The organism is Kribbella sp. NPDC023855 (assembly GCF_040639475.1).
GTDB lineage: Bacteria > Actinomycetota > Actinomycetes > Propionibacteriales > Kribbellaceae > Kribbella.
In genome coordinates this window covers 1-24,782 of the sequence record NZ_JBFAAA010000003.1, presented here as the reverse complement: position 1 = coordinate 24,782, position 24,782 = coordinate 1, and the positions used below count along the sequence as shown (strand labels likewise).

Genomic DNA, 24,782 nt, shown 5'->3' with positions numbered 1-24,782 from the left:
CTCAGAGAACTGGCGTCTTGCTTGGGGTGGGGGTGGGGGTGACGATGGCTGGATGGAGCTTGGGTCTTATGCGTCTGGGGTGTCTGAGGTTGGGTTGTTGGGGGAGACGATCGGGGAGAACCTCAGGCGGACGGTTGCGGAGTACGGGGAGCGGGAGGCGCTGGTTGAGGTGGCCAGCGGGCGGCGGTGGACTTACGGGGAGTTCGGGGCGGCCGTTGACGAGTTCGCGCGGGGGTTGATGGCGCGGGGGATCGAGAAGGGGGATCGGGTCGGGATCTGGGCGCCGAACTGTGCGGAGTGGACGATCACGCAGTACGCGACGGCGTCGATCGGGGCCATTCTGGTCAACCTGAACCCGGCGTACCGGACGCATGAGTTGGCGTTTGCGCTGAACCAGTCCGGGGTGAGGCTGCTGATCTCGGCGACCGAGTTCAAGACGAGTGACTATCGGCGGATGGTCGGTGAGGTGCGGGCGGACTGCGCGGCGCTGGAGGACGTGGTCTACATCGGTACGCCGGACTGGGACGCGGTCGTCGAGGCCGCCGGGCTGGTCAGCCAGGAGCAGTTGGACGAGCGCGCGGCGCAGCTCAGCTTCGACGATCCGATCAACATCCAGTACACGTCCGGGACCACCGGCTTCCCCAAGGGCGCGACGCTTTCGCACCACAACATCCTCAACAACGGCTACTTCGTCACCGAGACGATCGCCTTCACCCCGGACGACCGGCTCTGCATCCCGGTGCCGTTCTACCACTGCTTCGGCATGGTGATGGCCAATCTCGGCTGTACGACGCACGGCGCCTGCATGGTGATTCCCGGTCCCGCGTTCGACCCGGCCGCGACGCTGCGGGCCGTCCAGGACGAGCGCTGCACCGGTCTGTACGGCGTACCGACCATGTTCATCGCCGAGCTCGGCCTGCCGGATTTCGCCTCCTACGACTTGACCAGCTTGCGGACCGGCGTGATGGCCGGCTCGCCGTGCCCGGTCGAGGTGATGAAGCGTTGTGTCGCCGACATGCACATGGCCGAGGTCGCCATCTGTTACGGGATGACCGAGACCTCGCCGGTGTCGACGCAGACCCGCCGCGACGACGACCTGGAGCGCCGTACGTCGACCGTCGGCCGCGTGATGCCGCATGTCGAGGTGAAGGTGGTCGACCCCGCGACCGGCCTGGTCGTACGACGCGGCGAACCGGGCGAACTCTGCACCCGCGGGTACTCCGTCATGCTCGGCTACTGGGACGAACCCGAGAAGACCGCCGAGGCCATCGACAGTGCACGCTGGATGCACACCGGCGACCTTGCGGTGATGCGCGACGACGGGTATGTGAACATCGTCGGCCGGATCAAGGACATGGTGATCCGCGGTGGCGAGAACGTCTACCCGCGCGAGATCGAGGAGTTCCTCTACACCCATCCCGACATCGCCGACGTCCAGGTGATCGGCGTACCGGACAACCGGTACGGCGAGGAGCTGTGTGCCTGGATCAAGCTCAAGGAGGGGGCGGCGCCGCTCGATGCGGCGGCCGTCAAGGAGTTCGCGACCGGCAAGCTCGCGCACTACAAGATCCCGCGGTACGTGCTGGTGGTCGACGACTTCCCGATGACGGTGACCGGCAAGATCCGCAAGGTGGAGATGCGCGAGAAGTCAGTCGGCCTGCTCGGCCTCGGCTAGGGTCGCGGCAAACGCCTTCAAATGCGGGGTTTCCTCGCCACGGCGCCAGATCAGTCCGAGCGCGGAGTCCGGTACGCCGGTGATCGGGATGTGCCGGATGTCAGCGCGCTGGTTGTACTCCGCCGTCGGGCGGCACAGCAGCATGCCGCCACGGTTGGAGGCGATCATCGACAGCCCTTCTTGCAGGGTGCGTACTTCGGGACCTGGCGGGATCAGCTTGCCGTTCGGGGTGTGGGCAGGGGCCTGCGCCTGCCGCCAGTAGCCGGGGGCGGGGCCGGCGACGGAGATCAGCGGGGTGTCGGCGAGGTCCTCCGCGGTCACCGTGTCTCGGTGTGCGAGCGGGTGCCGGGTGGAGACCGTGAGGGTCTGCGGTTGCTTGGAGAAGATCGGGCCGAGCACGAGGTCATCCTCGGCGACGGGCAGCAGTACTACGGCCGTGTCGACCTCACCGCGACGCAATGCGCTGAACGGATCGTTCAGCGGCAGCTCGGTGACCTCGATCGTGCAGCCCGGGTACTCCTCCTGGAATGCCGCGACGGCCTTGAGGATGTCGTCGTTCGCTGTTCCCTGGAACCCGATCCGCAGTCGCCCTTCGACGCCACGCGCGGTCTGCCGGGCCGACTCGACCACCCGCTCCAGAGCGGCGTACGCCGGACGCAGTGACGCCACGAACTCCCGGCCGAGGGGAGTCAGGCTGACCCGCCGGCTGGTCCGCTCGACGAGCTTGCCGCCGATCCGGTGTTCGAGCGACCGGAGCAGCTGACTCACCCGGCTCTGGGACAGGTAGAGGCGCTCCGCGGTCCGGCCGAAGTGCAGCTCGTCGGCCAGCACCAGGAAGCACTCGAGTTCCCGGATCTCCAGACTGATGGCAACCTCCCCGATCGATGAGCTCACCTAATACAAGGATGAGGACATCATCGTTGTTCCCGTTCGCTGACGGGCGTTGGCTTGGGGCCATGACACAGGTTCTGCAGAGGCCCGAGACAACAGCCGCGAAAGGGTGGGCCGCGGCGGCGGCCATGGCGGTGACCATCTTCAGCGTGGTGACGGCGGAGATGCTGCCGGTGGGTCTGCTGACGCCGATCGGCGCAGACCTCGCGGTCAGCGAGGGGACGGCCGGGCTGACGTTGACGGTGACCGGGCTGGTGGCGGCGTTGTCGGCGCCGGTGCTGCCACGGGTGCTCGGCACGATCGACCGTCGGGCGGTGCTGGTCGGGTTGATGGTGCTGCTGGCGGTCGCGAGCATGGTGGCGGCTTGGGCACCGACGTTCGCAGTACTGGTGGTGGCGCGGGTGTTGACCGGGGTGACGATGGGCGGCGTGTGGCTGCTGACGGTAGGGCTGGCACCCCGGCTGGTGGCGGCCCGCTCTGTCGGCCCAGCGACGTCGTTGATCTTCAGTGGCATCGCGGTGGCGTCAGTACTCGGCGTACCGGCTGGTGCGTATGTCGGTGAGCTCGCCGGCTGGCGGTGGGCGTTCGCTTCGCTTGGGCTCCTGGTGCTCGCTCTGGCCGCCGTACTGGCCTACTTGCTCCCTCCGCTGCCAGCTGCGGCGCCGACCCAGGTGCGCGACATACTGAGGTTCACCCAGGTACGCCGCGGTCTGTTGCTGACGGCTCTCTTGGTCACCGCGCACTTCTCGGCGTACACCTACATCCGCCCAGTGCTCGAAGAGGTCGCCGACGCCGGCCCTGCGCTGATCAGCTTGCTGCTGCTCACCTACGGCGTCGCCGGGGTGCTCGGGAACTTCGTAGCCGGTGCTGCGAAGTCGGCGCGCAAGATGCTCGCCTACATCTCCGCAGTACTCGCTGGAGCCGTCCTGCTGCTGCCACTACTCGGTACTACGGCAGCGGGAGTCCTTGTATTGCTGGCGATCTGGGGCTTTGTCTATGGCGGCGTCACCGTCACCACACAGGCCTGGCTGCTCGGGGCAGCTCCTCGAGAGCAAGCGGAAGCCTCCTCTGCGCTACTGGTCGGAGTGTTCAACGCAGCGATCGCTCTGGGCGCATTCGCCGGCGGCCGAGTCATCGACGCCATCGGCACCACCGGCACGACCTGGCTCGCAGGACTGCTGGCTCTCGCCGCGCTCGGAGTCGCGGTGAACAGCGGTCGCCAGCGCGCCTAGGCTGAAACTTGCTCCTAGCAAGCAAACGGCTGTCCAGCCGCAACGGGAGTAGAGCGCGGTCGACAGGATCGCGCCCAGCGCGCTGCCAACCGAGTAGAACACCATGTATCCACCGATCAGCCGACTGCCCGCCTCAGGGCGCAGTTCGTAGATTCGGCTCTGGTTGCTGACGTGGATAGTCTGTACGGCGAGGTCAAGCACGATCGCGCCGATCGCCAATGCCCAAATGGAGTGTGGCGTCCAGACGATCAGGAGCCAACTCGTTGCCAGCAGCACCGATGCGCTGATAGTGACCAGTTGCCCACGGCCCTGATCGTTGAGTCGCCCGGCCGGTGCCGCCGCGATTGCGCCTGCGGCCGCGATGAGGCCGAATGCTCCGATCTCGGTGTGTGACAGAGACTGGTCGGTGAGCGGCAGCACCACCGAGCTCCACAAGGTGCTGAACGCCGCGAACACGAAGAAGGCGAGCGTGGCGCGCTTCCGGAACACGGGTTCGCCGGTCCAGACGGTCGCGGTCGAGCGGAGCAGGGCGTAGTACGAGAGATTGGCCTTTTGTTGCTGGGGTGCTTTGAACAAGGTCAGGGCGATCAGCAGGCTCAGTGCGCAGGAGATCAGGTAGACCGAACGCCAGCCGGCCAGGTCGGTGAGCAGGCCTGAAGTGGTGCGGGCCAGGAGGATGCCGATCACGATGCCGCTGGTGACTGTGCCGACCGCGCGACCTCGCTCGGCGGGTGCGCTGAGCGACGCGGCGAAGGCGACCAACGACTGGGTGACGACGGCGAGCAGTCCCACCGCGGCCAGACCGATCAGCAACATCGCGGCGTTGTGGGCTGTCCCGACCAAGGCGAGGGCGATCGCGAGGAGGACGAACTGGGCGCGGATCAGCCGGCGCCGATCGACCAGATCCCCCAGCGGGACGAGAAAGAACAGACCGAGCCCGTACCCGAGCTGGGTGACGGTGACGAAGGCGCCAACCGTCCCGGGCGCGATGCCGAGATCTGCGCCCATCGTGGCCAGCAGCGTTTGCGCGAAGTACACGTTCGCCACCGCCACACCGGCGGCCATGGCCAGGAAGATCCGTTGTGGTTGCATGTTGAAACCGTAGGCGTCGGTGGTAGCATGTTGCAACCATGGTGAAGCGAACAACCTTCGAAACGGCGGACTGCCCGGTCGCGCGGTCGGTCGACGCGGTCGGCGACTGGTGGTCGCTGCTGATCGTCCGGGACGCGTTCGACGGCAGCCGCCGCTTCGGCGAGTTCCAGCGCAGCCTCGGGGTCGCCAAGAACATCCTCAGCGCCCGACTCAAAGCCCTCACTGACAACGGCATCCTCGAACTCGTGCCGGCAGGCGCCCACCACGAATACGTCCTCACCGCCAAAGGCGAGGCGCTGTTCCCGGTGATCGTCGCCCTGCGCCAGTGGGGTGAGGCCTTCTCCTTCGGCCCTGGAGAACCACATTCCCAACTCGTCGACCGCCGCGACGCCAAACCCCTACGTCCCTTGGAAATCCACGCCGCTGACGGCCGCCGGCTCACCCCGGTCGACACCGAGGTCCGCAAACTGGCCTGAGGGCGACTTTAAGGCTGTCTGAACCGTGCCGCCGAAGATCTGGAGAGTCAGATCGACTCAGGGCGGGGAGCGGGAACATGCGAACAGGTCTCACGAAGGCAGCCGGTATCGGAGTACTGGCGGTGTCACTGGTCACCATCGGTTCAGTAGCGTCGGCAGCCGGGCCCGAACCAGTCATCAACGGCTGCGTCGGCAAGGTGACCGGTCTGCTCCGCGTCGTCGACCAGTCGAAGAACCAGACCTGCACCCGGCTGGAGACGCCCATCTCCTGGGCCCAACGCGGAGTACCAGGCCCTGCCGGCCCCGCCGGCCCTGCAGGCCCCGCTGGGCCGACTGGTGCCGCTGGACCTGTTGGACCGGCAGGACCCGTCGGAGCCACTGGACCGGCAGGACCCGCGGGACCGGCCGGTGGGAGCGCGCTCTGGGCGAGGGTTCAGACCCGGGATGGCGAGAACAACAACTACGTAGCCACCATCGTCAGCCAGAGCCATGCCGTAGCTGTCGCCTTCAACCCGTCGACCAACCACTACTTGGTCCACTTCGACCGCGCGGTGGCCCAGTGCGCGGCACAGGTGACCGTCGTGAGCACCCGCAACCAGATCGCGTCGGTGAGCTACTTCGGCACCCCGGCAGACGCCATCGACGTGTCCTTGTGGATCGACGACTGGAACGCCGCGGTCCCCGGCGACTTCGTCCTCACCGTCAACTGCTGACCTAGCGGACCGCGGCGAGCGCTGCCGAGTCCTCTTCGCCGAAGACGTCTTCCAGCTTCTCGGGGGAGTAGTCGAGGTCTATGCCGGCGACGTCGGCTCCTACTGCTGACTCGATGGCGCCGAGGCGGCGGGTGGCTCGGTCGCCCGCGTAGGTCATCAGCGCGGTCGGGTCGATCTCCGGTGGGATCTCCGGCATGTTCTCCAAGGCCCACTGGATCTGGGTCAGTGCATGCGGGAGCAGCTCTTCCATCGTGTCCGTGACGACTTTCCAGTTCGACTCGTCGGCGGCGATGTGGCGGCGGCACGTGAACGTGCCCCACGCCATGTGCCGCCGCTCGTCGTCGCCGATCCGCCGCACCAACTCCTGCATCCCCGGCAGGACACCGCGCGCCGTACAGAGCAGGTTCCACGCGTGATACCCGGTCAAGGCCAAAGTGCCTTCCACCACGTGGTTGTAGGTGACCGACGCTCGCACCTGATTCGCCGGGGACGGATCGCCCGCCAACGACTTCAACGCCACCGGCAGGGCCTCGTAGAAGATCGCCCGGTAGCCAGGGTTGTTCTCGATGTACCGGTGCAGGTCGTCCTTGACCCCGACCGCGTCCAGCCACATCCGGAAGACCGCGGTGTGCTTGGCTTCCTCGAAGCAGAACTGGGTCAGGTACATCTCGTCGCCCAGGCGCCCCTCGGCCGCCATCGCAGCCAGAAACGGCTGGATGTCCTCGGTGACCGCCTCCTCGCCCGCAATGAACTGCGCGCACAGCATCAGCGCCGCCTCGCGCTCGTTGTCCGTGAAGGTCTCCCAGTCGCGAGCGTCCTGGCTGAGGTCGATGTCGCGCGGATTCCAGAACTTCCGGTTGCCCTTGTCGAACAGCCGCAGCGGCAACGCGTCCCAGTTCAGCCCGCCCTCCCGCAACGAGCTGAAACCCTGCCGGTGAAGGGGATTCATACCTGCCTCCGAGAGGTGAGAAAGGGACCGAGTACCTGCGCGATCTGCTCCGCGACCGCGGCCGGAGCCGCGCCGGGGTTGACGATGTGGCTCAGTACGACGCGCAGCGCGACGTCCACGCAGGCCGTCGCGTCCTCGGCCGGTACTTCGGGCCAGTGCTCGCGAACGTGGATCCCCAGCCGCTGCTGACAGAGCTCCAGGACCTGCTGCCCACGCGTGGTCAGCAGCTGACTGGCCTGGTCGGACCCCGGCTGGCCGAGCGCGGCCTTCACCAGCGGGTTGTCCGCCGCGAGGTTGAGGGCGCGCTCGACGGCGGCGCGGAGACCGTCGATCGGGTCGGCGTGGGCGGACAGCGCCTCGTTCACGTCGACCAGGAACCGCTCGGTCTCCCGCGCCGCCACCGCCTCGAGCACGCCCCACTTGTCGCCGAACTCGTTGTAGACGGTCTGCCGGGACACCCCGGTACGCCGTCCGACGTCGGCCATCCGCAACTCGTCGTACCCGCCGCTGACGATCGCGTCGTACGCCGCGTCGAGCAACTCGTCCCGCAACCTGCGCTTGGTCCGCTCGGCAAACGACTCCATGCGGTCCAGGGTTTACATTGAGCCCAAAGATGTCAAGAGGCGGGACATAAATCAGGAAACGTCAAGCCGAGAAATGCGCGGCATCGCCCGTTCTCGGCGTACTGCGAACGCCGTCGACGCTGACCGGCACGTCGCCCGCCAGCGTGATCCGGTGCAGTCGGCGAGGCTGGTCGTCATAGTCGGCGACCCCGTAGTGCTGGGTCGCGCGGTTGTCCCAGATCGCCAGGTCACCCGGCTGCCACTGCCAGCGCACGGTGTTGTCGAGGTTGGTGATCCGGTTCTGCAGCAACTGGAACAGCGCGGTCGTCTCCGCCGAGCTGAACCCGACGAAACGGCGTACGAAATGCCCCAGCACCAACGACCGTTCGCCGGTCTCGGGGTGAACCCGCACCACCGGATGCTCGGTCTCGAACAACTGGGAGACGAACTGCTCCCGATGCGTCTGGACCTTCACATCCACCCCGCCGATCCGGACCTCGTCCGCCGCGCCCGCGTAGTCGTAGACGTTGCTGTGCACCGCCCACAGCCGATCGACCAGCGCCTGCAGCGGCCCGGGCAGCTTCTCGTACGCCGCCACCGTGTTCGCCCAACTCGTCGCGCCCCCGTACGCCGGCAGCGTGACGGCCCGGAGGATGCTGATCGCCGGGATCCGGTCGACGAACGTGACGTCGGTGTGCCAGCTGTTCGCCTTGCCGTAGTCCGAGTCGATCGGCAAGACGTTCGCCGCGCCCTCGAGGCTCTTCGAGGTCGGATGCGCCAGCGTCGGGGTGCCGAGCAGGTTCGCGAAAGCGAGCTGACCGGCGTCGTCCAGGTGCTGCTGGTCGCGGAGGAAGATCACCTTGTGGGTCAGCAGTGCCTGCCGGATCGCGGCGACGACGGCCGGGTCGAGCTCGCCGCCGAGGCGTACGCCGCCGATGGTGGCGCCGAGCGCTCCGCCGGTCTTGCTGACCGTGATGGTGGGTGTTTCGAGCTGGGTGGTCATGGTTCGGGCTCCTTGGGTGAGGGTTAACACCCATAATCCAACTGATTTAGTAGACATAGGCGCTGTTTCGGGATGCGAGACCGGTCGCCGGAGGGGACGACGTAGGGTTGGGGACGTGTCAACCGCCGAGATGCAGTCGTCCCAGTCCGCTCAGCCGGCGTCCGCCGACGTACCGGAGCTGGTTGTCGGGTTCGACCTGGACATGACGCTGATCGACTCCCGGCCGGGCATCAAGGCCGTCTGGGACCTGCTGGTCGCGGAGACCGGGGTCGCGATCGACACCGACCTGGTGGTGAGCAGGCTCGGGCCGCCGCTGACCTGGGAGATGGCCAACTGGTTCCCGGCCGAGCAGGTCGACGCGATGGTCTCGCGGTACCGCGAGCACTACCCGGACCACGCGATCACCGGGAGTCTGCCGCTGCCTGGCGTCGAGGAGTCGCTGGCCGCAGTACGGGCGCTTCGGGGGCGCACTGTGGTGGTTTCGGCGAAGTACCAGCCCAGTGTCGAGCTGCACCTGCAGCACCTTGGTCTGGACGTCGACGAGCCAGTGGGCGACCTGCATGGGGCTGAGAAGGGCACTGCGCTGCGGGAGCACCAGGCGACCATCTATGTCGGCGACCACACGGCTGACATCGACGGTGCGCGGGCTGCTGGAGCAGTAGCGGTGTCTGTGGCCACTGGGCCGTTCACTGCCGATGAGCTGCGGGCCTACGGCGCGGACGTCGTACTGAACGACTTGACCGAGTTCCCGGCCTGGCTGGACGAGTACGTGCTCGAGCAGCGGCTGGAAGCGCTCATGAAGCGCCTGTCCAGCTACGAGAGCATGGTGGTCGCCTTCAGCGGCGGCGCCGACTCTGCCTTCCTGCTGGCCGCGGCAGCGCGCGCTATCGGCCCGGCGAACGTAGTAGCGGCTACTGCCATCAGCCCGAGCCTGCCAGTGGCCGAGCTGGAGCCGGCCGCGCACTTCGCCGACAGCATCGGCGTACGGCATGTCACGCCGCACACGCACGAGATGGAGCGCGAGGGCTACCAGGCCAACGCCGGTGACCGGTGCTACTTCTGCAAGGCCGAGCTGGTCGAGACGCTGCAGCCGATCGCCGACGAGTTCGGCATCGAGGCCATCGCGACCGGGACGAACGCGGACGACGCGATCGCCGGCTTCCGGCCGGGCATCAAGGCGGCGTTCGAGCGCGGCGCGATCACCCCGCTGCGCGACGCCCGGCTGACCAAGGCGCAGATCCGCGAGGCGTCCCGCAGCTGGGGACTCGAGACCTCCGACAAGCCGGCCGCCGCCTGCCTGTCGAGCCGGATCGCGTACGGCATCCGGATCACGCCGAACCTGCTGGCCCGGGTCGACCGCGCCGAGCAGGCGGTCCGCAACCACCTCGCGCCGTACGGCGTCCAGAACGTGCGGGTCCGCGACCTGGGGGAGACGGCGAGCATCGAGATCGACTTCGCGCTGCTCGGCACGGTCAACCACGCCGAGCTGATCGAGCTGGTCCGGGCCGAGGGCTTCATCGCCGCCGCCGTCGATGCCCGTGGCTTCCGCTCCGGCTCGATGAACGAGCGGCTGGCGAACCCTGAGCGCTACCGCTGAATTGCCGGGGGTGCGGAATCGTTTCCTCATCAGGTAGTTTCCCGGAGGCGCGGGCCTCCTGGTTCACGTACGCTGGGTAGTCGGCCGGGCAGCTTGTCCGTCCGACCTCCGTCCTGTTCCGACGATTGACACCGAAGAGGTTCCCGTGCCTGTTGGCAAGGTCAAGTGGTATGACTCCGAGAAGGGGTTCGGCTTCCTCAGCAAAGAGGAGGGCGGGGACGTTTACGTGCGCGCCGAGGCGTTGCCGGCCGGAGTGACCAGCCTCAAGCCGGGCCAGAAGGTCGAGTTCGGGGTGGTCGAGGGCCGCAAGGGTGAGCAGGCGCTGCAGGTCCGGCTGATCGACCCGCCGCCGTCGGTGGCCAAGGCGATGCGGCCGAAGCCGGAGGAGATGGCGCTCGTCATCGAGGACCTGATCAAGCTGCTCGACAACATCGGCGAGGGCTACCGCCGCGGCCGCCACCCCGACGCCAAGGCCGCCCGCGGCGCCGCCACCGTCCTGCGCGGCGTCGCCGACAAGCTCGACATCTGACCGGTACTACGCACACGGGCCGGCTGAGCCGGTGGCGTCCGACCGGTACTACGTCCGGCGGGCGATCAGCGCCTCGATGCCGTCCAGCACGGTGTCGAGGCCGAAGATGAACTCGCCGGCGTCGTAGTCCACATCGAAGTCCTCCGCGGGCCTCGACCGCAGGTTCCCGGCGATCGTCGGGAAGCGGTCGGGGTCCGCGAGCATGGTCAGCCGCTGCACGTAGAGCTGGTTGGCCTCGGGTGCCTGTTGCGCGTCCGGCGTCATACCCGCGGTCAGCGCACCGGCACCGCGCACGTAGATGTTCACCAGCAGCATCGCGGACAGGCTGTCCGCCGGGCTCAGCGCGGTGTCCTCGAAGGACCGCAGGCCGTGCTCCATCCACTCCAGCTGCATCGGTGACAGCGGTGGTTCGCGCACCGGCACCTGGAGCACCCAGGGGTGCCGCCGGATCGCGTCCCGGAACGCGACGGCCCAGGCGGTGATCCGCTCCCGCCAGCCCGCCGCGGGGTCGATCGGTGCGGGCGGCCCGAACGCCTGCTCCAGCATCACGACGTACAGGTCGTCCTTGGAGTCGACGTACCGGTAGAGCGACATCGTGGTGAAGCCGAGCTCGGCCGCGACCTTGCTCATCGAGACCGCGCCGAGGCCGGCCGTGTCGGCCAGCTTGATCGCCGCGGCGCCGATGTCGCTGATGTGGAACGTCGGCTTCGGCCCCGGACGGGCCGGCCCCTCCAGGCCCCAGAGCTGCTGGAGCACGCGGGGCAGGTCCTCTGCGGTCATCGCCGATCCCTTCTCGAAGCCATCTGTTTACATCATAGACAGATCGTGGGTATGGTCTGCGTATGGCGCACACAGTGTGCGTCGTACACAGATCTCCTGGAGGGGTGCGATGAGCACATCAGAGCTGACCGGAGCCAAGGCCGGCCGGAAGGAATGGACCGCTCTCGGCGTGCTCGCGCTGCCGCTGCTGCTGGTCTCGATGGACGTCTCGGTGCTGTACTTCGCGGTCCCGTACATCGGTGCCGACCTGGGTGTCTCGGCGACCCAGCAGCTGTGGATCTTCGACATCTACGGGTTCGTCCTGGCCGGGCTGCTGATCACGATGGGCTCGCTCGGCGACCGGATCGGCCGTCGCCGGTTGCTGATCTTCGGCGCGATCGCGTTCGGCCTCGCGTCGGTCGCCGCGGCGTACGCGCAAACACCCGAGCAACTGATCGCCGCCCGCGCGGTGCTCGGCATCGGGGGCGCGACGCTGATGCCGTCGACGCTGGCGCTGATCCGGAACCTGTTCCACGACCCGGTGCAGCGGCAGAAGGCGATCGCGTTCTGGAGTGCGGTGATGCTCGGCGGCATCTCGCTCGGCCCGGTGCTCAGCGGCGTACTGCTCGAGCACTTCTGGTGGGGCTCGGTGTTCCTGATCAACACTCCGGCGATGCTCCTGCTGCTGGTGCTGGCGCCGCTGCTGCTGCCGGAGTTCAAGAGCGCGGTGACGGGCCGGTTCGACCTGTTCAGCTCGGTGCTGTCGCTGGCCGCGGTGCTCCCGGTGATCTGGGGCATCAAGGAGATGGCCGCGCATGGCGTCGAGACGCTGCCGGTGGTCAGCATCGTGGTGGGTCTGCTGGTCGGCTACGCCTTCCTGCGTCGGCAGCGGACTGCTGAGCACCCGATGATCGAACTGGCGATGTTCCGCAACCGCGCCTTCAGCGGAGCACTCGCCGCCAACACGATCGGCACGCTGGCGCTGGTGGGCAACGCGGTCTTCATGACGCAGTACCTGCAGCTGGTGCTCGGCATGGGTCCGCTCAAGGCCGCTCTGTGGTCGCTGGCGCCGTCGCTGGTCGTCGGCGCTGCGGCTCCGCTGGGCGCAGCACTGGCCCGGAAGATCGACCGGGCGTACGTGCTGGGTCTCGGCTTCGTGGTCGCGGCGAGCGGGTTCGGCGTACTGACCCAGATGCATGTGGACAGCAGCCTCGCAGTGCTGCTCGTTGGCGCCGGTCTGCTGGCGGCAGGCCTGGTGATGGTGATGTCCCTGGTCACCGAGGCAGTAGTCGGCGCGGTAGCCCCGGAACGGGCCGCCTCAGCCTCGGCGCTGATGGAAACCTGCAGCGAGTTCGGCGGCGCGCTGGGCATCGCAGTACTGGGCAGCATCGGTACTGCGGTCTACCGGGCGGACCTAGACCTCCCGCCCACCATCCCAACCGCTGCCGCCACCACAGCCCACGAGGGCCTCTCCGGCGCCGCCGCAGCAGCAGCCCAACTCCCCACCGACCTAGCCACAACGGTCCTCACCGCGGCCCGCCACTCCTTCAGCCACAGCATGAACATCACGTCAGTAGTAGGCGCCCTCCTCCTACTAGCCACCGCCCTCGCAGTAACCCTCGTACTACGAGGCACCACCCCGCAGTCGCCCGAGGCCAGCTCTGTGGAGTCACCCGATCCTGAGCTCGACGTCACCGCCACGCGGTAGCGCCGGACGGGAATCCCGCCGCCTGCTCCTCTGAAACTAGCGGGGCGGGCGGCGGCGGAAGGGGTTGCGACGTGGGGGCGGGGGTGGCGGTGAGGTTTTGTTTTCGAGGGTTTTTTCGGCGGCCCAGGGGGCCTCGTCGACGGTGGTTTCGTCGTCGTCTTCGTCCGGCTGGCCGCTCCACCAGCGGCCGACCGTTGGGGGAGTGGAAGGGCGGGCGCCGTCTGGGGTTGGGGATGTCGGGTCGACCTGGATTTCGATGGTGGGTTCGTCGACTCGGGTGGTGGGGGTGGGGCGGGAGCGGGCGGCTCGGCGTTCGGCGATCGACTCGGGAGCGCCGCTGCTCAGGATCGTGCGGGTGAAGCCGGGCTCGCGAGTCCCCGGCCGGGAGCCGGGGTCGGGTTGGCTGGAAGCGCGGGCGTTGGGGACTGGGCGGGAGTCGTGGTGATGCGCCGGTACGACGGTACTGCGAGGTCCCGATCCGTCCACTCCCGTCGAGCGCGGTCCCGACGGCGGTTGCGGGGCGGGCTTCTGGCGGATGACCAGGATGACAGCGAGGATCAGCACCCCGGCCAGGAAACCGAAGCCGAGGCGCGGGATCAGCGGGAGCACGATGCCGCACGCGCCGCCGATCACCCAGGACAGTTGCAGCACCGTCTCCGAGCGCGCGAACACCGACGTCCGCACGGTCTCCGGTACGTCGCGCTGGATCATCGCGTCCAGCGACAACTTGCCCAGCGAACTGCACAGGCCAGCGACCAGCCCGAGCACGATCAGCAACGGGAACCCGTAGAACACCGCCACCGCGATCGCCACCGTCGCGTCTGCGAGCAGCACGACCAGCACCACCGCCTCGGGTTTTCGGGCTTTGAGCAACGATCCGACCAGGGTGCCGAGGCTGTTCCCGATCCCGGCCGCCGCGATCACCGCGCCCGCGGCCAGCGCGCCGTCGATCCCGTTGATCGGTTTGTCCCGCAGCAGGAACGCGAGGTACATGGTCAGGAAGCCGGACACGAAGCGCAGCCCGAGGTTGCACCGGATGCCGCGGGCCACCGCGGCAGTGATCGCCCGCCGCCGGGCGTCGCGCCCCGCAGTACCGGTCATCTCTTCGCCGGCTGGTGAGTCGACGCGGCTGGGCAGGCGGATCGCGAGGATCAGGCCGATCGTGTAGACCAGCGCGGCCCAGCGCAGCGACCACTCCGGTCCGATCGCGGCGAACGCGCCCGCGATCCCGGCGCCGACGGTCGCGCCGGCCACACCGGCGAGCGAGATCCGCGAGTTGGCCGTGACGAGGGTGATCTCCTTCGGCAACAACCGCGGTACTGCGGAAGCGCGCGTGACGCCGTACGCCTTGGACGCGACCAGGCACCCGAGCGCGGCCGGGTAAAGCCAGGTGGAACTGTCGTGGATCGACGCCGCGAGACTCCAGACGAGGAACCCGCGCAGCCCGAGCGTGCCGCCGATCGCCCAGCGCCGCCCGTGCCGGAACCGGTCGAGCACCGGCCCGATCAGCGGAGCCATCAACGCGAACGGCGCCATCGTCAGCAGCAGGAACAACGCGACCCGGTCGCGCGCCTGCGAGCTCGGTACTGCGAAGAACACCGTGCCCGCGAGCGAGACCGCGAAGGCGGTGTCACCGGCCGCGTTCACGAAGCCGAGCTCGATCAGCCGCGACAGCCCGGACTCGCCCGCACCCTGAGCGCTGGTCAGCCCACGGATCCGCCGCCCGGTCGCTTTCCCCACCCGCCCGGTGACGCCCGCGGTCTTCCGCGACACGTTGGCGAACCCAGCAGCCCCGACCTTGGAGGCGTGCCCAACCTTCTTCCCAGCCGCCCCCACCTTCTTCCCAGCACTCCCCAACCGCTCACCCGCCCGCCGCTGCCCAGCGCCGCCGGAGCCGTCACCGCCCGACCCGGTACTACGTTGCGAGCCGCTCCTGCGTTGTTCTGCGGACCCGTTGCCGCTGGTGTGCTGGCTGCCTGGGCGACCGCCTTCGGCGCCCTGGCGCGGGGGGTTGTCGGGGTCCGGGCGTTCCATGTCACCATCCTGCCTTGTGCGGGGGACAGACCGGAGTCTCCACGCGGTTCGGATCGTGGCGGCAGGCGTGCGAGAATGACCGATTGTGACTCCCGTCAAGACTCCGGAACCGGTCCGCGCCAAGCCCGACGCCGTCTGCGTCGCGGCGGTCGAACCTGCCCGCGAGGCGGCGATCGCCGAGGCCGGTGCCGCCCAGATCGGTGAGCACCTCGGTCACCTGGTCGAGGGTGAGCGGCTCGTCACGCACTACTTCGCCTCCACCCACCCCGGGTACCGCGGCTGGCGCTGGGCGGTCACGCTGACCCGCGCCTCGCGCGCCAAGACCGTGACGATCAACGAGGTCGTCATGCTGCCGGGCGACGACGCGATCGTCGCGCCCGAGTGGGTGCCGTGGTCGGAGCGCGTCCAGCCGGGCGACCTGCGCCCCGGCGACCTGTTCCCCACGCTGCCGGACGACCCGCGACTCGAGCCCGGCTACACCGAGACCGGCGCGCCCGACGAAGTACTGGCCGTCGTCGACGAGCTCGGCCTCGGGCGCGAGCGGGTGCTGTCACCGATCGGCCGCGAGGAGGCCGCCGACCGCTGGTACGCCGGTGACTTCGGCCCGTCGTCGGCGATCGCGCAGGCCGTTCCGTACAAGTGCTTCGCCTGCGGCTACTGGATCCGGCTGAACGACAGCCTCGGCCAGGCGTTCGGCGCGTGCACCAACGAGATGGCGCCGGGCGACGGCCGGATCGTGTCCTACGACTACGGTTGCGGCGCCCACTCGGACGCCGTGATCGAGGCGCCCGACCAGCCGTCGACCGTGCACGCCTTCGACACCACCGGGTACGACGAACTGGCGATGGAAACCGTCCAGGCGCTGAACCCCGTCGACGAGGACGCGGAGGAGGCGGACGCAGTACAGGCCGAGGTTGAAGCCGCCGCCGAGCCGCCGTCGGACGACGAGGTCCAGGCAACTACGGCCGAGGAAATCGCCGCGGACGTCCAGGCGTCCACCGCTGAGGACGACGACGCGGAGATCCCGATGCCCACCCCCGAGGAAATCGAAGCGGAAGCCACCGCGAACTACTAGTTCAGTCCTCGATCTCGGAGCGGTGGCCGGCCTGGATGGCGGCCCAGCGGTGACGGCAGTAGAGCAGCCCGATCCAGCCCAGCCCGAAGCCGGCCACGGTGACCCACAACCACCACTCGTCGCCGCTCTTCTTCAGGTCGTCGCGGAAGAACAGCACCACCAGGAACGCGAGCGCCCAGGCGATGATGCCGACGATCACCGTCGGGATGCCGGACAGGTCCAGCGGCTTGACCTCGGCGTGCACCAGTTCCCCGCGCGCCAGCTGACTGGTCGGGTCGTTGCGCTTCTTCGAAGCCGGCACCTGCTCGGGATCTGCCACGAGCCCACCTTAGCCGCCCGCGATTCGCCGGCCGCAGGTGTCCCGATTCGCTCGCCACGGGCCGATGCCACCTGGCACCATGCCGTCATGAGCTCGCCACCAGCCGCCACCGCCCGCTCCGGGTCCGGCTTCCTAGACTCCTTCTTCAAGATCAGCCAGCGCGGTTCGACGCTCGGCCGCGAGGTGCGCGGCGGACTCGTCACGTTCTTCACGATGGCCTACATCGTCGTGCTGAACCCGCTCATCATCGGCACCGTCAAGGACGGCGCCGGCCAGTACGTCGGTGGCGGCACCGACCCGGGACTCGCGATCGCCAAGATCGCGGTGGCGACCGCGCTGGTGGCGGGCGTGATCACCATCCTGATGGGCCTGGTCGCGAACTTCCCGCTGGCGCTGGCCACCGGGCTCGGCCTGAACGCGTTCATCGCCTTCAGCGTGGCCAGCAAGATGACCTGGGCCGACGCGATGGGCCTGGTGGTGATCGAGGGGATCATCATCTTGGTGCTGGTCCTGACCGGCTTCCGGAGAGCGGTCTTCGAGGCCGTGCCCCGTCAGCTCAAGATCGCGATCAGCGTCGGGATCGGCCTGTTCATCGCGTTCATCGGCGTGGTCGACGCCGGCTTCGTCCGCCGCCCCTCGGCGGCCGGTGGACCGCCGGTCGAACTCGGTGTCGGCGGCAACCTTCGCGGCTGGCCGGTACTGATCTTCGTGATCGGCCTGGTGCTGATCATCACGCTGTACGCGCGCAAGGTGAAGGGCGCGATCCTGATCGGCATCCTGACCGCGACGGTGCTCGCGATCGTGGTCGAGTCGATCGCGAACATCGGGGCCCGGTCCGCCGAGAACCCGGGCGGCTGGGGCCTGAGCGTGCCGAAGCTGCCGGACCAGTGGTTCACCACCCCGAACCTGGACACGATCGGCGAGTTCAACCTGTTCGGCTCGTTCGAGAAGGTCGGCGTGGTGTCCGCGCTGCTGCTGATCTTCACGCTGATGCTGGCCGACTTCTTCGACACGATGGGCACGATGACCGCGATCGGCGCCGAGGCCGGGCTGCTCGATGCCGAGGGCAACCCGCCGAACGCGCAGCGCATCCTGATCGTCGACAGCGTCGCGGCCGCCGCCGGTGGTGCCGCCTCGGTGTCCAGCAACACGTCGTACATCGAATCGGCCTCGGGTGTCGGTGAGGGCGCGCGAACCGGGTTGGCCAGTGTGGTGACCGGGATCTGCTTCCTGATCTCGATGGTGGTCGCGCCGCTGGTCACGCTGGTGCCGTACGAGGCGGCCACGCCGGCGCTCGTGCTGGTCGGCTTCCTGATGATGGCGCAGGTGAAGGGCATCGACTTCGACGATCTCGAGGTGGCGATCCCGGCCTTCCTGACGATCATCCTGATGCCGTTCACGTACTCGATCTCGGCCGGCATCGGCGCCGGGTTCGTCTCCTACGTGGTACTCAAGGTGGTCCGCGGCAAGGCCCGCCAGATCCACCCGCTGATGTGGATCGTGTCCGCGCTGTTCGTCGTGTACTTCGCAATCGGCCCCCTCGGCGACTGGCTCACCTGATCCCGCCGGGTGATAAACTGACAGACGTCTGGGTGACCCCTCTGCGGGGCCGCCCAGAGTCTTGTTTATGGACACCAACGCGTTCCCGACCCAGTCAGCCCGCACCCGCCGCTTCACCCTCGGCCTCCCGCGCGCCTTCACCCTGTCACCCGACGGCCACCGCACCCTCTTCCTCCGCACCCGCGGCCCAGAAGACTCAACCAGTTGCCTCTGGCTACTGGACGAAGCCGGCGAACACCTCCTGGTCGCCCCCGAAACCCTCGGCGCCGACGGCCCCCTCCCCGAAGCCGAACAAATCCGCCGAGAACGCACCCGAGAACAATCCACCGGCGTCGTCGCCTACTCCACCGACACAGCCGTCACGACCGCGACATTCGCCCTGAACGGCGACCTCTGGACCCTTGAGCTCAGGATCGGTGCCCAGCCGCGGCGGGTAGCTACTGCCGGACCTGCGGTCGATCCGCGCCTCGACCCCACCGGGCGTCGAGTCGCGTATGTGACCGGCCGCTCGCTCCACGTAGTAGAAGTTGCTAGCGGCAACGATCAACTGGTTGCTTCCGACGACGATCCTGAAGTGAGCTGGGGGCTGGCGGAGCATGTTGCTGCTGAGTCGATGCATCGGACTCGTGGCTACTGGTGGTCTCCGGACGGCACCCGTCTGCTGGCTGCCCGGGTCGACCAGACGCCGGTCCAGCGGTGGTGGATCGCCGACGCGGCCAACCCCGCCAGCCCGCCGCGCGAGATCGCCTACCCCGCCGCCGGCACCCCCAACGCCCTCGTATCGCTCCACGCCTTCGATCTGACTGGCCAATCAGTCGAGCTGCAGTGGGACAGTACGGCGTACGAGTATCTAACCGCGGCCACCTGGGACTCCCACGGCCCGCTGCTCACCGTGCAGTCCCGCGACCAGCGCACTCTCCAGGTGCTCGCCGCAGACCCCGCGACCGGCCAGACCCACCTCCTGCACGAGCAGCGCGACCCCGCCTGGGTAGAACTCATCCCCGGTACTCCGGCCCGCACAGCATCCGGCAAGCTCGTCCACCCAGAAGACACTCCCGACACCCGCTACCTAACAGTCGACGGCCAACGCGTCACCCCACCCGGCCTGCAGCTCCGCGAAGTCCTCGACGTGACAGGCGAGTCAGTCCTCTTCCGCGCCAGCGACGACCCCAGCGACTGCCACCTCTGGCTGTACGACGAGGAAGGCCTGCACCAACTGAGCGACGGCCACGGCTCGTACGACGGCCTCCGCGCCGGCAGCACCCTCCTCATGAGCGCCAACACCGAGACCGGCCGCACCTACGCAGTACGCCGCCCCGGCCACCCCGACCAGCCGATCACCTCGCTAGCAGCCAAGCCCTCGGTCACCCCACAGATCACCTGGCTACAAGCAGGCGACCTGCAACTCCGCACAGCCCTACTCCTCCCCTCCTGGCACCAGCCAGGCTCCACCAAGCTCCCAGTACTGATGTCCCCGTACGGCGGCCCCGCCCTAGCCCTGGTGATGCGTGTCAACGGCCACTGGTTCGACACCGCCCAGTGGTACGCCGAAGCCGGGTTCGCAGTCGTCATCGCCGACGGACGCGGTACGCCGGGCCGCGGACCCGCCTGGGAGAAGACGGTCCACCGCGACACCCTGTCAGCGCCGATAGAAGACCAGGTCACCGCTCTGCACGCAGCAGCGGAGTACTGCGCTGACCTGGACCTCACCCGAGTCGGCATCATGGGCTGGAGCTACGGCGGCACACTCGCCACAGCCGCAGTACTGCGTCGGCCGGATGTCTTCCATGCGGCCGTCTCCGGAGCAGGGCCGAGCGACCAGCGCCTGTACGACACGCACTGGCGCGAGCGGTTCCTAGGTCACCCAGACGAGCACCCAGAGGACTACGACCGCTCGTCACCCATCACGGACGCGGCCAAGCTCGAGCGACCGCTCCTGCTGATCCACGGCCTGGCGGACGACAACGTGGTTGCCGCCCACACCCTGCGCCTCTCGAGCGCCCTGCTGGCAGCCGGACGCCCGCACCAGGTCCTGCCGCTGTCAGGCGCGACCCACCTGCCCACCAACGAAGCTGCAGTCGAAGGCCTCATGCGCCACCGGCTCGACTTCCTGAAGACCGCGCTAGCTCTCGGCCGGGACCTGCCGGGCGCGGAGCTCTAGGTACTCGGTGCGGGCGGTGAAGAGCTCGCGGAGCTCGTCGGTGATGTTGTCGAGCCACTCCGCGCGGTACGTCGCGTCCGTCATCAGCGAGATCGAGTAGTACAGGCCGGTGAAGGTCGCGATGCCGGCCGCGACCTTCACCAGCGCGGCGCTGATCAGCAACTGGTAGCCGAGCAGATCGAGCTGGTGGGACCAGCCGCCGGTGTCGATGCCCCAGTTCTCGTAGATGTGCCGGCTGATCGCCAGCATCCCGAAGCCGATGAAGAACAGGCCGACGCCGGCACTGACCACGAGTCCCTGCAGCCACTGGCGGATCACCAGGCTGACGCTGAGGTTCAGCCGCTGGATCCGGCGCAGCGGCGGGCCGGACCCGGCGTCGCGCTCGATCGCGTCCAGTTCCTTCGGCAGCCGCAGGACCAGGAACAAGTCGCTGAGCAGGGAGAAGGAGACCGCCAGGATGATGATGAAGGCGACCGGCATCCCGGCGAAGACCTGCCACATCTCGGTGTTCACGAACAGCACCAGCGAGAACACCAGCAGTAGCGGCAGCGCGCGGACCAGGCTGGCGACCGAGTTGGCCAGCTCGGTGCCGAGCCGGCGGACACCCCAGACCGTCGTACCGATCAGGCCGTAGCCGATCACCAGGTAGACCATGCCGACGAGCAGCAGGTTGCCGATGGCAACGCCGAAGAACTGGCGCAGCTGGACCTCGGTGGCCAGCGGCAACAACGCGGGCAGCAGCACGAAGACGGCCAGCTCCGGCGTACCGAAGCGGGTCGGGAAGGACCAGAACCGGCGGCCGCGGAAGAGGTTCAGCAGCCCGAAGCCCGCGATCAGGACGGCCAGCCCGCCGAGCGCGGCGAGCAGGTTCTGCCACCAGTGCCAGCTGAGCCGGGTGGCGCCGATCATCTCCGCGATGAAGACCAGCGCGAGCACCGGCGTGGCCCGGCTGAAGATGTCGTGGGTGGGGGAGAAGTCCTCGATGAACAGCGGCAGCCCCGCCCGCCGGAACCGCTGCTCGTACCGGGCCAGCTCCGCTGATGTCGCCATGCGCGGAACCCTAGCGCGCCGGGCGGGCAGCTGCGGTGCGCCACCGCGGACAACTGACTTTAGTTAGCAAAGGTAATGAGTTATGCTAACGATATGCCCGAAGTCGTAGCCCAGCAGGTGAAGAGTGACGTCGGGCTGGCCAGTGCCCTGCGGTCGTCCACGTTGCGGTTGTCCCGGCAGATCCGCCGGCAGCGCGTCGAGGGTCACGACCTCACCGCCAACCAGCTCGGCGTGCTCGGTGCGCTCGGCAAGCACGACGCGATGACGATCGGCGAGCTGGCCGCCCACGAGCAGGTCAAGCCGCCGTCGATGACGCGGATCGTGTCCAACATGGAGGAGGCGGGCCTGGTCGTCCGCCGCCCGCACGAGACCGACAAACGCCAGATCGTGGTCGAGCTGACCCAGACGGCGCACGACCTGCTGCACGCCAACCGGCGCCGGCGCGACGAGTGGCTCCAGATGAAGCTGAAGAAACTGACCCCTGAGGAGCGCGACATCCTGCGCAAGGCAGCCCCTGTTCTCGAACGCCTGGCGGCTACATGAGTCCGACCTTCCGCGCGTTCAAGGTCCGCAACTACCGTCTCTACGCCACCGGCGCGATCATCTCCAACGTCGGCACCTGGATGCAGCGAGTCGCCCAGGACTGGCTGGTCCTCGAGCTGACCCACTCCGGTACCGCACTGGGGATCGTCACCGGTCTGCAGTTCCTCCCCGCACTGCTGGTCTCGCCGTACGCCGGTGTGATCGCCGACCGTTTCCCGAAGCGTCGGGTCCTGACCATCACCCAGCTCGCGATGGGCGCCGTCGCTCTGGTCCTCGGCACGATGACCGTGACCGGTGTGGTCGAGGCGTGGCACGTCTACGCGCTGGCCTTCCTGTTCGGTATCGGGACCGCGTTCGACGCTCCGACCCGGCAGGCATTCGTGGTCGAGATGGTCGGCAAGGAGGAGCTGTCCAACGCCGTCGGCCTGAACTCGGCCTCCTTCAACGCCGCCCGGCTGATCGGTCCCGGCCTGGCCGGTCTGCTGATCCACTGGATCGGGACCGGGCCGGTGATCATCATCAACGGGCTCAGCTACGCGGCGGTGATCCTGTCGCTGCACCTGATGCGGTCCAGTGAGCTGCACACGCCCAAGGTCGCGGCCCGGGAGAAGGGCATGATCCGCGACGGGATGCGCTACCTGTGGCGTCGGCCCGACCTGATGATGGTGCTCGTCACGGTGTTCTTCGCCGGCACCTTCGGGCTGAACTTCCAGATGACGTCGGCGCTGATGGCGGTCAGCGAGTTCCACAAGGGCGCGGGGGAGTACGGCATCCTCGGGTCGATCCTGGCGATCGGCTCGCTGGCCGGCGCGCTGCTCTCGGCCCGCCGGGTCCGGACCCGGGGCCGGCTGGTGATGGGTGCGGCGCTCGCCTTCGGGACGATGGTCATCATCAGCGGGTTGATGCCGACGTACCTGTCCTTCGCGCTGGTTCTTCCGCTGGTCGGGTTCAGCGCGCTGACGATGCTGACCGCGGCGAACGCGACCATGCAGCTGGGCATCGAGCCGACCATGCGCGGCCGGGTGATGGCGCTCTACATGACCGTCCTGATGGGCGGTACGCCGCTCGGTTCGCCGTTCATCGGCTGGATCGGCCAGGAGTTCGGCGCACGCTGGTCGCTGATCGTCGGCGGCAGCCTCACCCTGCTCGGCACCACCGCGTCGGTCCTGTACTTCTCCCGCCGGCGCGGCCTGGCGATCCGCCCCCACCTCCTGCCGCGCCCCCGCCTGGAGATCCTGTCCCCGACAACCGATCTGCTCGGCGAGAAGTCCACCCTCACCGAACCTCCGGGCAACTCCCGAGTCGCCTAGCTTCAGCCCGGGCTGGGTTCAGGTTGATGGTCACGCGCACAATGGGGTGTGACTCATTACGACTTGGTGGTCGTCGGTACCGGCTCCGGCAACACGATCGTGACCAGGCAGTTCGCGGACCGGAAGGTGGCGATCGTCGAGCGCGGCACCTTCGGCGGGACCTGCCTGAACGTGGGGTGCATCCCGACCAAGATGTTCGTGCACACCGCCGACCTGGCCGCCGTCCCGTCGCACAGCTCCCGGCTGGGGGTGGACGAGCAACTCGTCGGAGTGCGCTGGCAGGACATCCGGGACCGGATCTTCGGCCGGATCGACCCGATCTCGGCCAGCGGATCGGAGTACCGGCTGAACCATCCGAACAACGTGAACGTGACCCTGTACCACGGCACCGGGCGATTCACCGGCGAGCGCGAGCTGACCGTCACCGCTGCCGATGACGGTCAGACCGAGGTGCTGACCGCCGACCAGTTCGTGCTGGCGGCCGGGAGCCGGCCGATCGTGCCGTTCATCCCCGGGCTCGAGGAGACCGGTTTCCACACCTCCGAGACGATCATGCGGATGGAGCGGCTGCCGGGTCGGCTGGGCATCATCGGCGGCGGGTTCGTCGCGGCCGAGCTGGCGCACGTGTTCTCGTCGCTCGGTGTGGACGTGACGATGATCGTGCGCTCCGACCTGCTGCTGCGGCACGAGGACAGCGAGATCGCGAAGCGGTACACCGAGCTCGCGCAGGAGCGGTACACGGTCAAGTTCCGGCACGAGACGGTCGGGGTGCAGCGGCGCGACGACGGGATCGTCCTGGAGATGCTGTGCCCGGACGGCAGTGACGAGTTGGTGGTCGACGAGCTGCTGGTCGCGGTGGGGCGCACGCCGAACTCCGACGTACTGAACGTCGAGGCCGCGGGAGTCGAGGTGGAGTCCGACGGCCGGGTGATCGTCGACAAGTTCCAGCAGACGGCGGCGGAGGGGATCTATGCGCTGGGCGACATCTGCTCGCCGTACCAGCTCAAGCACGTCGCCAACCACGAGGCGCGAGTGGTGCAACACAACCTGCTGCACCCCGACGACCGGATCGAGTCCGACCATCGCTATGTGCCGCATGCAGTCTTCGGCGCACCGCAGGTCGCGTCGGTCGGGCTGACGGAGGAAGAGGCGATCGAGCAGAACATCCAGTACACCGTGGGCCGCCAGGCATACGCCGACATCGCCTACGGCTGGGCCATGGAAGACACCACCGGCTTCGCCAAAATCCTCGCCGACCCAGCCACCGGCAAGCTCCTCGGCTGCCACGTAATAGGCCCCCAAGCCGCCACAGTCATCCAACCGGTAATCCAAGCCATGAGCTTCGGCCTAGACGCCCACACCATGGCCCGCGGCCAGTACTGGATCCACCCCGCCATGCCAGAACTAATAGAAAACGCCCTCCTGAACCTCAAACTCAAAAACTGACCACAAGAGCAACAGACAAGAGCAACAGACAAGAGCAACAGACAAGAGCAACAGACAAGAGCAACAGACAAGAGCAACAGACAAGAGCAACAGACAA

At 68.1% G+C, this 24,782-nt stretch carries 21 protein-coding genes and 1 pseudogene; 13 read left to right on the top strand and 9 right to left on the bottom strand.

Annotated elements, in window-relative coordinates:
• The first annotated feature begins 52 nt into the window (after window positions 1-52).
• Window positions 53-1,675, top strand: a complete 1,623-nt coding sequence (locus AB0F51_RS10810) for an AMP-binding protein (RefSeq protein ID WP_360277349.1) — start codon at window positions 53-55, stop codon at window positions 1,673-1,675.
• Here AB0F51_RS10810 and AB0F51_RS10805 read toward each other — a convergent pair.
• Window positions 1,649-2,569: a LysR family transcriptional regulator gene (locus AB0F51_RS10805; RefSeq protein ID WP_360277346.1), complete on the bottom strand. Its 921-nt coding sequence runs from the start codon at window positions 2,567-2,569 to the stop codon at window positions 1,649-1,651. The genes AB0F51_RS10810 and AB0F51_RS10805 overlap by 27 nt on opposite strands.
• On the opposite strand from AB0F51_RS10805, the pseudogene AB0F51_RS10800 reads away from it, so the two are divergent.
• Window positions 2,560-3,627: pseudogene (locus AB0F51_RS10800) on the top strand (MFS transporter); the annotation flags it as partial. The gene AB0F51_RS10805 and the pseudogene AB0F51_RS10800 overlap by 10 nt on opposite strands.
• A 12-nt stretch (window positions 3,628-3,639) precedes the next feature.
• Here AB0F51_RS10800 and AB0F51_RS10795 read toward each other — a convergent pair.
• The gene (locus AB0F51_RS10795) at window positions 3,640-4,890 is read right to left on the bottom strand and encodes an MFS transporter (protein ID WP_360277344.1); all 1,251 of its coding nucleotides are present in this window, start codon (window positions 4,888-4,890) and stop codon (window positions 3,640-3,642) included.
• Window positions 4,891-4,928: 38 nt separating this feature from the next.
• Between AB0F51_RS10795 and AB0F51_RS10790 the strand changes: the two genes are divergently transcribed.
• Together AB0F51_RS10790 and AB0F51_RS10785 are read left to right on the top strand one after the other, a co-directional pair.
• A complete protein-coding gene (locus AB0F51_RS10790) occupies window positions 4,929-5,366 on the top strand; it encodes a helix-turn-helix domain-containing protein (protein WP_360277342.1) in 438 nt (145 codons plus the stop codon).
• 77 nt (window positions 5,367-5,443) lie between these two features.
• Window positions 5,444-6,079, top strand: a complete 636-nt coding sequence (locus tag AB0F51_RS10785; protein WP_360277339.1) for a hypothetical protein — start codon at window positions 5,444-5,446, stop codon at window positions 6,077-6,079.
• A gap of 1 nt (window position 6,080) precedes the next feature.
• Here the strand turns inward: AB0F51_RS10785 and AB0F51_RS10780 are convergent, their stop codons facing one another.
• From AB0F51_RS10780 to AB0F51_RS10770, 3 genes are all read right to left on the bottom strand, one after another.
• Window positions 6,081-7,028: a R2-like ligand-binding oxidase gene (locus tag AB0F51_RS10780; protein WP_360277336.1), complete on the bottom strand. Its 948-nt coding sequence runs from the start codon at window positions 7,026-7,028 to the stop codon at window positions 6,081-6,083.
• Window positions 7,025-7,612, bottom strand: coding sequence for a TetR family transcriptional regulator (locus AB0F51_RS10775; protein WP_360277334.1), 588 nt, complete (start codon window positions 7,610-7,612; stop codon window positions 7,025-7,027). The genes AB0F51_RS10780 and AB0F51_RS10775 overlap by 4 nt, the downstream gene beginning before the upstream one ends.
• A gap of 61 nt (window positions 7,613-7,673) precedes the next feature.
• Window positions 7,674-8,594, bottom strand: coding sequence for a TauD/TfdA family dioxygenase (locus tag AB0F51_RS10770; protein ID WP_360277332.1), 921 nt, complete (start codon window positions 8,592-8,594; stop codon window positions 7,674-7,676).
• A gap of 115 nt (window positions 8,595-8,709) precedes the next feature.
• On the opposite strand from AB0F51_RS10770, the gene larE reads away from it, so the two are divergent.
• Window positions 8,710-10,191 (top strand): ATP-dependent sacrificial sulfur transferase LarE, encoded by a 1,482-nt coding sequence (larE, locus tag AB0F51_RS10765; RefSeq protein WP_360277329.1) that lies wholly within the window; start codon window positions 8,710-8,712, stop codon window positions 10,189-10,191.
• Between the two features lie 145 nt (window positions 10,192-10,336).
• A complete protein-coding gene (locus AB0F51_RS10760) occupies window positions 10,337-10,720 on the top strand; it encodes a cold-shock protein (protein WP_360277327.1) in 384 nt (127 codons plus the stop codon).
• 48 nt (window positions 10,721-10,768) lie between these two features.
• Here AB0F51_RS10760 and AB0F51_RS10755 read toward each other — a convergent pair whose 3' ends face one another.
• On the bottom strand, window positions 10,769-11,500 hold the full coding sequence (locus tag AB0F51_RS10755) for a TetR/AcrR family transcriptional regulator (RefSeq protein ID WP_360277324.1): 732 nt from the start codon (window positions 11,498-11,500) through the stop codon (window positions 10,769-10,771).
• Between the two features lie 109 nt (window positions 11,501-11,609).
• On the opposite strand from AB0F51_RS10755, the gene AB0F51_RS10750 reads away from it, so the two are divergent.
• Entirely contained in the window at window positions 11,610-13,187 is a 1,578-nt protein-coding gene (locus AB0F51_RS10750; protein WP_360277322.1) for an MFS transporter, read from the top strand.
• A 36-nt stretch (window positions 13,188-13,223) separates the two neighbouring features.
• On the opposite strand, the gene AB0F51_RS10745 is transcribed toward AB0F51_RS10750, so the two are convergent.
• Entirely contained in the window at window positions 13,224-15,221 is a 1,998-nt protein-coding gene (locus AB0F51_RS10745; protein ID WP_360277319.1) for an MFS transporter, read from the bottom strand.
• A gap of 85 nt (window positions 15,222-15,306) precedes the next feature.
• Here AB0F51_RS10745 and AB0F51_RS10740 point away from each other — a divergent pair, with 85 nt between their 5' ends.
• A complete protein-coding gene (locus AB0F51_RS10740) occupies window positions 15,307-16,296 on the top strand; it encodes a DUF3027 domain-containing protein (RefSeq protein ID WP_360277316.1) in 990 nt (329 codons plus the stop codon).
• A 1-nt stretch (window position 16,297) separates the two neighbouring features.
• On the opposite strand, the gene AB0F51_RS10735 is transcribed toward AB0F51_RS10740, so the two are convergent.
• Complete coding sequence (locus tag AB0F51_RS10735; protein WP_360277313.1) at window positions 16,298-16,615, bottom strand: DUF2530 domain-containing protein; 318 nt, start codon at window positions 16,613-16,615, stop codon at window positions 16,298-16,300.
• Between the two features lie 87 nt (window positions 16,616-16,702).
• On the opposite strand from AB0F51_RS10735, the gene AB0F51_RS10730 reads away from it, so the two are divergent.
• The gene (locus AB0F51_RS10730) at window positions 16,703-18,175 is read left to right on the top strand and encodes an NCS2 family permease (RefSeq protein ID WP_360277311.1); all 1,473 of its coding nucleotides are present in this window, start codon (window positions 16,703-16,705) and stop codon (window positions 18,173-18,175) included.
• A gap of 67 nt (window positions 18,176-18,242) precedes the next feature.
• Window positions 18,243-20,336: an alpha/beta fold hydrolase gene (locus AB0F51_RS10725; RefSeq protein ID WP_360277308.1), complete on the top strand. Its 2,094-nt coding sequence runs from the start codon at window positions 18,243-18,245 to the stop codon at window positions 20,334-20,336.
• Here the strand turns inward: AB0F51_RS10725 and AB0F51_RS10720 are convergent.
• Window positions 20,298-21,386 (bottom strand): hypothetical protein, encoded by a 1,089-nt coding sequence (locus AB0F51_RS10720; protein ID WP_360277305.1) that lies wholly within the window; start codon window positions 21,384-21,386, stop codon window positions 20,298-20,300. The two genes, AB0F51_RS10725 and AB0F51_RS10720, sit on opposite strands and share 39 nt — an antisense overlap.
• A gap of 93 nt (window positions 21,387-21,479) precedes the next feature.
• Between AB0F51_RS10720 and AB0F51_RS10715 the strand changes: the two genes are divergently transcribed.
• The 3 genes from AB0F51_RS10715 to AB0F51_RS10705 are packed head-to-tail and all read left to right on the top strand — an operon-like array spanning window position 21,480 to window position 24,685.
• The gene (locus tag AB0F51_RS10715) at window positions 21,480-21,929 is read left to right on the top strand and encodes a MarR family transcriptional regulator (RefSeq protein ID WP_360277302.1); all 450 of its coding nucleotides are present in this window, start codon (window positions 21,480-21,482) and stop codon (window positions 21,927-21,929) included.
• Window positions 21,926-23,239, top strand: coding sequence for an MFS transporter (locus tag AB0F51_RS10710; protein ID WP_360277299.1), 1,314 nt, complete (start codon window positions 21,926-21,928; stop codon window positions 23,237-23,239). The genes AB0F51_RS10715 and AB0F51_RS10710 overlap by 4 nt, the downstream gene beginning before the upstream one ends.
• A gap of 48 nt (window positions 23,240-23,287) precedes the next feature.
• Window positions 23,288-24,685 carry a mycothione reductase gene (locus AB0F51_RS10705; protein ID WP_360277296.1) on the top strand — a complete coding sequence of 466 codons (1,398 nt, stop codon included), beginning with the start codon at window positions 23,288-23,290 and terminating at the stop codon, window positions 24,683-24,685.
• Window positions 24,686-24,782: the final 97 nt, after the last annotated feature.